Source organism: Streptomyces sp. SID5910 (genome assembly GCF_009862125.1).
In the GTDB taxonomy this organism is placed as follows: domain Bacteria; phylum Actinomycetota; class Actinomycetes; order Streptomycetales; family Streptomycetaceae; genus Streptomyces.
The window spans coordinates 1-9,630 of the sequence record NZ_WWHX01000420.1 but is presented as its reverse complement, the minus strand read 5'-3'; the positions used below and the strand labels follow the sequence as shown (position 1 = coordinate 9,630).

Annotated in this window: 10 protein-coding genes; 6 read left to right on the top strand and 4 right to left on the bottom strand. The window is 73.3% G+C overall.

Annotation, left to right across the window (positions count from 1 at the left end):
• Window positions 1-809 (bottom strand): diacylglycerol kinase family protein (locus GTW67_RS14885; protein ID WP_161165298.1); only part of this gene is annotated, 809 nt, incomplete at its 3' end.
• A gap of 185 nt (window positions 810-994) precedes the next feature.
• On the opposite strand from GTW67_RS14885, the gene GTW67_RS14880 reads away from it, so the two are divergent.
• From GTW67_RS14880 to GTW67_RS14870, 3 genes are all read left to right on the top strand, one after another.
• Window positions 995-2,278 (top strand): adenylosuccinate synthase, encoded by a 1,284-nt coding sequence (locus GTW67_RS14880; protein WP_161165297.1) that lies wholly within the window; start codon window positions 995-997, stop codon window positions 2,276-2,278.
• Window positions 2,279-2,356: 78 nt separating this feature from the next.
• Window positions 2,357-2,557, top strand: a complete 201-nt coding sequence (locus GTW67_RS14875) for a hypothetical protein (RefSeq protein ID WP_161165296.1) — start codon at window positions 2,357-2,359, stop codon at window positions 2,555-2,557.
• Window positions 2,558-2,648: 91 nt separating this feature from the next.
• On the top strand, window positions 2,649-2,939 hold the full coding sequence (locus GTW67_RS14870) for a hypothetical protein (RefSeq protein WP_161165295.1): 291 nt from the start codon (window positions 2,649-2,651) through the stop codon (window positions 2,937-2,939).
• Here the strand turns inward: GTW67_RS14870 and GTW67_RS14865 are convergent, their stop codons facing one another.
• The 3 genes from GTW67_RS14865 to GTW67_RS14855 all read right to left on the bottom strand — a co-directional run bounded on the left by GTW67_RS14865 (window position 2,940) and on the right by GTW67_RS14855 (window position 5,894).
• Window positions 2,940-3,590 carry a putative DNA-mimic protein gene (locus tag GTW67_RS14865; RefSeq protein ID WP_161165294.1) on the bottom strand — a complete coding sequence of 217 codons (651 nt, stop codon included), beginning with the start codon at window positions 3,588-3,590 and terminating at the stop codon, window positions 2,940-2,942.
• 139 nt (window positions 3,591-3,729) lie between these two features.
• Window positions 3,730-4,425, bottom strand: a complete 696-nt coding sequence (locus GTW67_RS14860; protein ID WP_161165293.1) for a GntR family transcriptional regulator — start codon at window positions 4,423-4,425, stop codon at window positions 3,730-3,732.
• 113 nt (window positions 4,426-4,538) lie between these two features.
• Window positions 4,539-5,894, bottom strand: coding sequence for an aspartate aminotransferase family protein (locus GTW67_RS14855; protein WP_161165292.1), 1,356 nt, complete (start codon window positions 5,892-5,894; stop codon window positions 4,539-4,541).
• A gap of 177 nt (window positions 5,895-6,071) precedes the next feature.
• Between GTW67_RS14855 and GTW67_RS14850 the strand changes: the two genes are divergently transcribed.
• The 3 genes from GTW67_RS14850 to GTW67_RS14840 all read left to right on the top strand — a co-directional run bounded on the left by GTW67_RS14850 (window position 6,072) and on the right by GTW67_RS14840 (window position 9,376).
• A complete protein-coding gene (locus GTW67_RS14850; RefSeq protein WP_161165291.1) occupies window positions 6,072-6,695 on the top strand; it encodes a type 1 glutamine amidotransferase family protein in 624 nt (207 codons plus the stop codon).
• A complete protein-coding gene (locus GTW67_RS14845) occupies window positions 6,692-7,156 on the top strand; it encodes a MarR family transcriptional regulator (RefSeq protein ID WP_161165290.1) in 465 nt (154 codons plus the stop codon). The genes GTW67_RS14850 and GTW67_RS14845 overlap by 4 nt, the downstream gene beginning before the upstream one ends.
• Window positions 7,157-7,243: 87 nt before the next feature.
• Complete coding sequence (locus GTW67_RS14840; protein WP_161165289.1) at window positions 7,244-9,376, top strand: serine/threonine-protein kinase; 2,133 nt, start codon at window positions 7,244-7,246, stop codon at window positions 9,374-9,376.
• Window positions 9,377-9,630: the final 254 nt, after the last annotated feature.

Here is a 9,630-nt window from a genome sequence, read left to right as displayed (position 1 = left end):
GCCCGGTACCGGTAGTGCGCTCCCGACACCGTCACCGTCCGCCCCGTCGCCCTCAGCGGCGGCTCCTCCGCGCCCAGGGACGCCGGGCGCACCTCCACCTCGGCCAGGCCTCCGGAGCCCGGCAGGACCGACACCGCGTCGACCGGCCGATCCAGGTCCACCAGCGTCACCCCGTCGACCTCCACCCGCAGCCGCGCCGGACCGGCCGCGCCGGGGCCGGCGGTGATCCGGGCCGGCCGCGCCGGGGCCAGCGTCCGGACCAGGGACTGGCAGGTCCGCAGCCAGGGCCGGCCCGCCGCATGCGCCCCGCCCCCCGCGTCCGCCTCCGCGTCGACCTCCTCGCGCACCGTGGCCGGCGGGATGCCCACCTCACCCAGCACCACCCCGTCACTGTCGTCGACGAGCAGGTCGAGCCGCCGTACCGCCCCGTCCAGCACCGCCCGCGCCGCCGCCACCGCGCCCGTCGGCAGCCCGAGGGAGCGGGCGAGGCCGAGCACCGGCCCCACCGGCACCACCGACAGCGCACATCCGGCCAGCTCCCGCTGCCGGTGCAGCAGCGCCACGGCCCGCAGCAGCGCACGGTCGTCGCCGATCACCACGGGACGCCGCGAACCCCGCCGCCGCAGCGCCCGCGCGAACTCGTCGGAGTCCTCCGGCAGGCACACCTTCGTGTGCGCCGCACCCGCGCCGAGCACGTCCTTCGCGATGCGGACGGACTCGCCGTCCGCCCGTCGGGCGACCGGATCGACGACCACCAGAAGCTGATCGGGCGTCGCGGATGATCTCGCGGAAGTCGCCACCTCGGCCATGCCTCGCTTCCTCGGGTAGCATCTTTGTGCAAGAGCCCCTTGCGCTATTGCGCCAGGGGCTTCGTCTATTCCGGGGCATCCGGTCCGACGGTTGGCGGCCAACGACGGTCGCGGTGCACGCGGTGGAACCCCTCCGCGTACGCCCTCGACCATGGACATGCCCCGCCCGGAAGGGGTGTACGCGCGTGCCCGCACTTGTGCTGCTCGGTGCTCAGTGGGGTGACGAAGGCAAGGGAAAGGCGACGGACCTGCTCGGTGGTTCCGTCGACTATGTGGTGCGCTACCAGGGCGGCAACAACGCCGGCCACACGGTAGTCGTGGGCGACCAGAAGTACGCCCTTCACCTGCTCCCTTCCGGAATCCTGTCTCCCGGCTGCACGCCGGTCATCGGTAACGGCGTCGTCGTCGACCCGTCGGTCCTGTTCTCCGAGCTGAGCGGGCTGAACGAGCGAGGCGTCGACACGTCCAAGCTCCTGATCAGCGGAAACGCGCACATCATCACGCCGTACAACGTGACCGTCGACAAGGTGACGGAACGCTTCCTCGGCAAGCGCAAGATCGGCACCACCGGCCGCGGCATCGGCCCGACCTACGCCGACAAGATCAACCGCGTCGGCATCCGCGTCCAGGACCTCTACGACGAGTCGATCCTCACCCAGAAGGTCGAGGCGGCGCTCGACGTCAAGAACCAGATGCTCACCAAGCTCTACAACCGGCGCGCGATCGCCGTCGACCAGGTGGTCGGGGAGCTGCTGGGCTACGCGGAGAAGCTCCGCCCGTACGTCGCCGACACGGTCCTGGTCCTCAACCAGGCCCTGGAGCAGGACAAGGTGGTCCTCTTCGAGGGCGGCCAGGGCACGCTCCTCGACATCGACCACGGCACGTATCCGTTCGTCACCTCGTCGAACCCGACCGCGGGCGGCGCCTGCACCGGTGCCGGCGTGGGCCCGACGAAGATCAGCCGCGTGATCGGCATCCTCAAGGCGTACACGACCCGCGTCGGCGCCGGCCCGTTCCCGACCGAGCTGTTCGATGAGGACGGCGAGGCGCTGCGCCGCATCGGCGGCGAGCGTGGCGTGACGACCGGCCGTGACCGCCGCTGCGGCTGGTTCGACGCGGTCATCGCCCGCTACGCCACCCGCGTGAACGGTCTGACCGACTTCTTCCTCACCAAGCTCGACGTCCTCACCGGCTGGGAGCAGATCCCGGTCTGCGTGGCCTACGAGATCGACGGCAAGCGCGTCGAGGAGCTGCCGTACTCGCAGTCCGACTTCCACCACGCGAAGCCGGTCTACGAGATGTTGCCGGGCTGGAGCGAGGACATCAGCAAGGCGAAGACCTTCGCCGAGCTGCCGAAGAACGCCCAGGCGTACGTCAAGGCGCTGGAGGAGATGTCCGGCGCCCCGATCTCCGCGATCGGCGTGGGCCCGGGCCGGGACGAGACGATCGAGATCAACTCGTTCCTGTAGGCCCACCGGGTTCCCGTGTGCTGCCGTTCGGCCCTCCCGGCCGGGCGGCGGCACCCGGCACGGTGTGGGATCGGGGGCATGACCGACCGCGACCGTGCCGCTTCATGCCAGGGCCCGTACGGCGCCGAGGGCGACCCCGGGAGCTGCGGCGACCCGGCCAGGTTCGAGGTGGCCCGGCACCGCCGGACGCCGCTGCGGGTGTGCCCCCTGCACCTGGGACCGTCACTGCTGCTGGCCGAAGGGGTGCTCTGGCCACCCGGGATCTCCCTGATCCGCTGACCCCCGTGTGCTTTCGCACCGGGGGCACCCGCCCCGCCCCGGGCATAGGCTGAGCCTGTACACGGCGCGTCGGCAGGAGAAGGTGAGTGCGATGCGCGTGATGCTCAAGGCGACGCTGGACACGGAGAAGGCGAACGAACTGATCCGCAGCGGCCGGATGTCCGACCTGATGCGGGAGAGCCTGGAGCGCATCAAGCCGGAGGCGGCGTACTTCGGCACCCCGGGCGGCCGGCGGACGGCCCTGCTCTTCTTCGACCTCCAGGACAGCTCGGAGCTCCCCGTGGTCGGCGAGCGGTTCTTCCTCGACCTGAACGCCGAGGTCGAGGTCTGCCCGATCATGAACGGCGACGACCTGGCGAAGGGCCTCTCCCAGCTCGCCTGATCAGCTGAAGACGATCATCGACCCCTGCGCCAGGCTCCGCGTGGCCGCCGCGTGCAGCCCCAGCCACACATGGCGCTCCCGGGCGAAGGGGCTGGGATCGTACGGCGCCGCCACGGCCGGCTCCTCCAGCTCCGTCGGCCCGAGCGGCGGCTGAGGCGGCGCCGGCGGGTTGGCCGGGTCGATGCCGAGGGCCGGGGCGACGGCCTCCAGCTCCCGCAGGAGGGCGTGGGCCGAGCCCAAGGGGCCGCCGCCCGCCAGGAGTTCGTCGCTGGACAGTGGATGCGGGAAGTCGACCGGGACGTACGCGCCCGCGTGGTCGTAGTGCCAGACCAGGTGCGACTGCTGGGCCGTCGTCTCGAACATCTCCAGCAACTGCTCGTAGTCCCCGCCGAGTTCGTCCACCGGCGTCACCGGCAGTCCGCACACCTGGAGCAGGTGTGCCCGGCGCAGGAAGTGCAGCGCGTCGTAGTCGAAACCGGCGACCGGGGCGACCTCGCCGGACAGGCCCGGCATGTACTGGTACACCGGCACGGGCGGCAGCCCGGCCTCGGCGAGCACCTTGTCGTATTGCGCGAGTTCCTCGGCGAACGGATTGTCCGGCGTGTGGCACAGGATGTCGACGAGCGGTACCAGCCACAGGTCACAGGCCAAAAGAGGGCTCCTCACACAGCACGGTGGTCAAGGAAGCGTAGTCGGTGCGTGGTGCGTGCAGATCCCATACCCATCTGGGGCCGGGCCACGACACGTCGGGCATTGGTCATCCGCCGCCCGTCCGCCGACCGTCGGCCGCTCACTCCCCGGTGAGCCGCTCGATGAGGGCGAGGGAGTGGGCGTTGTACGCGTCGACGAGCGCGCGGGCGCCCGGGGCGTCGCGGCGGGCGAGGGCGTCGACCAGTTCCGTGTGCCCGGACCACAGGGCGCCGCGCAGATCGCTGAGCCGGCGCAGATGCTGCACCGTGCACACCCAGCTCTGCACGCGCAGCCGGTGCAGGAAGTCGGAGAGGTAGGGATTGCCGAACAGGACGGCCAGCTCCCGCCAGTAGCGCAGGTCGTAGCCGATGAGGACGGTGAGGTCGCCGGCCACGGCGGCGCGCTGGGCCTCCTCGCCGCGCCGGCGCACCCCCGAGAGGGCGGCGACGAGCCGCTGGCCGTCGGGGAGCCGCAGCGCCTGGTGGTCCTCGGCGAGGGCGACGAACATGCCGTCGGTGACGAGGGCGCGAGCCTCGACCATGCCGCGGAAGTCGGCGACGGAGTACTCGTGCACGCGGAAACCGCGGTGGTGGTCGGTGTCGAGGAGCCCCTGCGCGGACAGGTCGACCAGGGCCTCGCGCACGGGCGTCGCGGACACCCCGTACTGCTCGGCGATCTCCTTGACGGTGAACTCCTGCCCGGGCCGCAGCCGTCCGGCCAGCACCTCGTCGCGGAGCGCGTCGGCGATCTGGCGCCGCAGGGTGCTGCGCGTCACGGCGCCGCTGGGGCCGGGCATGGTCGGGCGTTCTCCTCGTCGGGGGCGGGCGGCGTGCTCGTACACCTGTCTACCGTGTACGAGCACGTCACCTTACGCGCCGGACGCCTGGGCGGCCGTCCGGCGGAGGCGGCCTACTCCGTGTACTCGTCCGCCACGGACAGCGCCGTGTCCAGCGCCGCCAGGCCCTCCTTGAGCTCCGCCTCGCTGACGTTGCACGGCGGCACCACGTGGGTGCGGTTCATGTTCACGAACGGCCACACGCCGTGCGCCTTGGCGGAGGCGGCGAAGGCGGACATGGGGGTGGCCGCCTGGCCGGTGGCGTTGTAGGGCACCAGCGGCTCCCGGGTCTCCCGGTTCCTCACCAGCTCCAGCGCCCAGAACATGCCGACGCCGCGCACCTCGCCGACGCTCGGGTGGCGCTCGGCCAGCTCCCGCAGCGCCGGCTCGACGACCTCGGCACCGAGGCGGGCGGCGTGCTCGACGATGCCCTCCTCCGCCATCACGTTGATCGTGGCGACGGCGGCGGCGCAGGCCAGCGGGTGCCCGGAGTACGTGAGCCCGCCCGGGTAGGGGCGCTCGGCGAAGGTCTCGGCGATCTTCGCGGAGATCGCGACGCCGCCCAGCGGGACGTAGCCCGAGTTCACGCCCTTGGCGAAGGTCATCAGGTCGGGCACCACGTCGTACAGGTCGGCCGCGAACCACGTGCCGGTGCGCCCGAAGCCGGCCATGACCTCGTCCAGGACGAAGACGATCCCGTACTTGTCGCAGATCTCGCGCACCCCGGCGAGGTAACCGGCCGGCGGCGTCATGATCCCCGCCGTGCCCGGCACGGTCTCCAGGATGATCGCGGCGATCGACGCGGGGCCCTCGAAGACGATCGTCGACTCCAGGTGCTCCAGCGCCCGCGCGCACTCCTGCTCCTCGGTCTCGGCGTAGAAGCGCGAGCGGTACAGGAAGGGCGCCCAGAACCGCACGACACCGGCGGTGCCGCTGTCGGAGGCCCAGCGGCGCGGGTCGCCGGTGAGGTTGATCGCCTGCTGGGTGCCGCCGTGGTACGAGCGGTACGCCGACAGCACCTTCGGCCGCCCGGTGTGCAGCCGCGCCATGCGGACGGCGTGCTCGACGGCGTCGGCGCCGCCGTTGGTGAAGAAGATCTTGTCCAGGTCGCCGGGGGTCCGCTCGGCGATCAGCCGGGCCGCCTCCGAGCGCGCCTCGACGGCGAACGCGGGCGCGAACGTCGTCATCCTCGCGGCCTGCTCCTGGATCGCGGCGACGACCTTGGGGTGCTGGTAGCCGATGTTGGTGTAGACGAGGCCGCTGGCGAGGTCGAGGTAGCGCTTGCCGTCGTAGTCCCAGAAGTACGACCCTTCGGCGCCCGCGACGGCGAGCGGGTCGATGAGCTCCTGCGCGGACCAGGAGTGGAAGACGTGCGCGCGGTCCGCGGCCTTCACGGCGGCGCCGGCCTGGGGGTTGGGCTGAGGGGTCATGCGGCCGAGGGTAGATGTCCGCGATGCGGAAACGGAATCGGCGTCCTGTATGTGGTCACGGGCTTTCCGCGACAGGTTGTCGACGCGGCGGGGACCGGGAAGCAAAGGAGAGGATTGACAGAATGCTGTCGAAGTGACAGCCTTCTGTCATAAGCCCCTTGCTCCCGAGGAGGAGTCATGAACGGCACCGCGAACGGCACCCGCAAGCCCGTCCACCTCGCCGTGTACGACACCCTCGCCGACTGGGAGACCGGCCACGCCACGGCGTACCTGGCCCGCGGCGGGTACGGGATCCGCACCGTCGGCCCCACCACCGCCCCCGTCACCAGCATCGGCGGCCTGCGCGTCCAGCCCGACCTGGCCCTGGCCGACCTGCGCCCCGAGGACAGCTCGCTCCTGATCCTCCCGGGCGCGGACTCCTGGGACACCGGCGACGACCTGGCCCCCTTCGCCCGCACCGCCCGAGCCTTCCTGGACGCCGGCGTGCCCGTCGCCGCCATCTGCGGCGCCACCGCCGGCCTCGCCCGCGAGGGCCTGCTCGACGACCGCGCGCACACCAGCGCCGTCTCCTTCTACCTGGCGGCGACCGGCTACGCGGGCGGCGAGCGGTACACCGAGGCCGACGCGGTCACCGACCGCGGCCTGATCACCGCCGGCCCCACCGAGCCGGTCGCCTTCGCCCGCGAGGTCCTCGGCCTGCTCGGCGTGTACGAGGGCGAGGTGCTCGACGCCTGGTACCGGCTGTTCCACGACTCCGACCCGTCCGCGTACGCCGTACTGGAGAAGGCGGGCGACGCGTGAGCCGGGAGCGTCAGGACCTGCTCAGCCGCGCCGCCCTCGGCGTCTTCCGGCTCAACGGCCAGTTCCTCACCGTCGCCGAGGAACTGGCCCGCCCGGCCGGACTCACCGCCGCCTGGTGGCAGGTGCTCGGCGCGGTGCTGCGCGATCCGCTGCCCGTCTCCGGTGTCGCCCGCGCCATGGGCATCACCCGGCAGAGCGTGCAGCGCATCGCCGACCTGCTGGTGGAGCGCGGCCTCGCCGAGTACCGGCCCAACCCGGCCCACCGCCGCGCCAAACTCCTCGCGCCCACCGACGCGGGCCGCGCGGCCGTCTCCCGCATCGACCCCGGGCACGCGGCCTTCGCGGACCGGCTGGCGTGGGCGTACGGGTCCGAGGAGGAGCTGGCAGCGGCGGTCGAAGCCCTCGAACGACTGTCCAAGGCGTTGGGGGGCCTGGACGGCCCGCCTGTTACGGAACCGTAGAGCCGGACCGGCTCACCGCGCGGTCGCCCCGCACTATCCTCGATCTGTTGCTCACGTGGGTTCACGTGCGGGGGAAGGCGGCACGGCATGCACAAGCTCGGGGACGGGGACCCGATGGGGGTCCCCCCAGGCGTTCAGCACGGGGGGACCATCGGCTCCTACCGGCTGTTGGGGCGGCTCGGCGCGGGCGGCATGGGGCAGGTCTACCTCGCCCGGTCGGACCGGGGACGCACCGTCGCCGTGAAGCTGGTCCGCGAGGAACTGGCCGCGCAGGAGGAGTTCCGGCAGCGGTTCCGCCAGGAGGTCGAGTCCGCCCGCCGGGTCGGCGGATACTGGACGGCGCCCGTGCTGGACGCCGACACCGAGGCCGCCGTGCCGTGGGTCGCCACCGGGTACGTCGCCGGGCCCAGCCTCCAGCAGGTCGTCGGCCACGACCACGGCGCCCTCCCGGAACGCTCGGTACGGACCCTGGCGGCCGGGCTCGCGCACGCCCTTCAGGACATCCACGCCGCCGGGATCGTGCACCGTGACCTCAAGCCGTCCAACGTGCTCGTCACCATCGACGGCCCCCGCGTCATCGACTTCGGCATCGCGCGGGCCCTGGAGACGGTGACGGACGGCGGGCTCACCCGCACCGGCGCGCTCGTCGGCTCGCCCGGCTTCATGGCGCCCGAGCAGGTCCGCGGCGACCGGATCACGCCCGCCTGCGACGTCTTCTGCCTCGGCTCGGTCCTCGCCTACGCCGCCACCGGCGCCCTGCCCTTCGGCACCGCCAACAGCGGGGTGCACGCGCTGATGTTCCGCATCGCGCAGGAGGAACCCGACCTGGAGGGCGTGCCCGAGGGCATCGCCGACCTGGTCCGCGACTGCCTGAGGAAGGACCCGGCGGCGCGTCCGTCCCTCGCCGCGGTACTGGAGCGCACGGGCGCCCAGGACACGGTCGCGGAAGGCCGCTCCAGAGACCCATGGCTCCCCAGCGCCCTGGTAGCCCAACTCGGCCGCCACGCGGTACGCCTACTGGACACGGAAAACCCGGAAACCCCGCCGGGGGCGTCGGGGTCGTCGGCGCCGGGGGCGCCCGCACCGGGCCCGTCGCCCGTGCCGGGGGCGTCGGCTGCCGGGGGTTCCGCTGCGGCTGACTCTGCCCCGGCCGGTTCCGCCGCTGCTGGCGCCGCCCCGCCCGGCTCCGGCCCGGCTGGCTCCGCACCGGCCGACTCCGCCGCCGCGGGCGCCGCTGCCGCCGGTTCCGGTGCGGCCGGCTCGGCCCATCCGGGGCAGACTCCCGGTTCGCCGAATCCCGGTGAACCGGAGGCGGGGGCACCGAACCCCGGCGACCCGAACGCGGGCGCCGCCGGAACCGCCGGACCCCCGCCCCCGCGGCAGCCGGGCAGCGGCACGCCGGCGAACAACCACCTCCCCACGCTGGTCGTGGGCGGCCCCGGCGCCCCGACGCCGCCGCCGGCATACGGCCACCCGCAGCAGCACCCCTCCCCACCGCCCGCGCACGGTTACGCCCCGGCCCCGGCCTGGATCCAGGCGCCCGGCGCGCAGGGGGCGCCGCCGCCGCAGTACCACCCGCACCCGTACGGCGGACTCGGCTCGACCCCGCCGTACGGCCCCCCGCCCTACGGGCCGCCCCAGGAGCCGCCACGGCGAGGCCGCTCCACCGCGCTGCTGGTCGTCGTCGCCCTGGTCGTCGCGCTCGGTGCCGGCGGCTCGGTCTACGCGCTGATGAGCGGCGGCAAGGACGACGACGGCAAGGCCGGCGGCGACCCGACGACCTCCACGAGCGCACCCGGGACCACGGGCGGCGACACGGCGGGACCGGCCCCGACGGACGGCACGTCGAGCACGCCGGAGACCCCGGACGGCACGATCCCGGCCGGATACCTCGGCACATGGACCACGACCATCGACAACGCCTCCGGCGTGCACACCCGCCGGCTGACCATCCAGCAGGGCGAGGTCGGCGACACGGTCATGTCCCTCGTCGCCGAAGGCCCCGCCGGCAACAGCAGCTACCGCTGCGTCTTCGAGGCCGACCTGACCGCGGACCCGGGTACGGACGGCCCCCTGCGCCTGGGCCCCTCCACGGTGACGACGGGCCCGGCCTCCTCCTGCACCCCAGGAGAACCCACAGACGTGACCCTCCTCCCCAACAACACCCTGACCCGCACCAACACCGCAACAGGAGAAACCCTGACCTACACCCACCAGTAAGCCGCCGCAGCTGCGGAGCCGCCGCAGCTGCGGGCAGCAGTGCCGCTGGGGCGGCACGGGTGGGCGATGGGGGTCCCCCCGCTCGAGCGAAGCCGAGAGTGGGGGAGGCACCCCGCAACGCCGGGCTGCGGACCCACCCGCGCGCCCACATACACGCCGGGCGCCGGCCCAACCCCGGACCACGCACCCCACCTCACCGCGCCCCCCTCACCGCGGCTCCGGCGGCCGCTGCCGAGGCATGTTCGGCCGAGCCA

Bases quoted from the DNA above. Each gene is read 5' to 3' on its own strand.
- GTW67_RS14875 (WP_161165296.1), top strand. From the start codon at position 2,357: ATGACCGACCGCGACCGTGCCGCTTCATGCCAGGGCCCGTACGGCGCC.
- GTW67_RS14870 (WP_161165295.1), top strand. From the start codon at position 2,649: ATGCGCGTGATGCTCAAGGCGACGCTGGACACGGAGAAGGCGAACGAA.
- GTW67_RS14860 (WP_161165293.1), bottom strand. From the start codon at position 4,425: ATGCCCGGCCCCAGCGGCGCCGTGACGCGCAGCACCCTGCGGCGCCAG.
- GTW67_RS14855 (WP_161165292.1), bottom strand. From the start codon at position 5,894: ATGACCCCTCAGCCCAACCCCCAGGCCGGCGCCGCCGTGAAGGCCGCG.
- GTW67_RS14850 (WP_161165291.1), top strand. From the start codon at position 6,072: ATGAACGGCACCGCGAACGGCACCCGCAAGCCCGTCCACCTCGCCGTG.
- GTW67_RS14840 (WP_161165289.1), top strand. From the start codon at position 7,244: ATGCACAAGCTCGGGGACGGGGACCCGATGGGGGTCCCCCCAGGCGTT.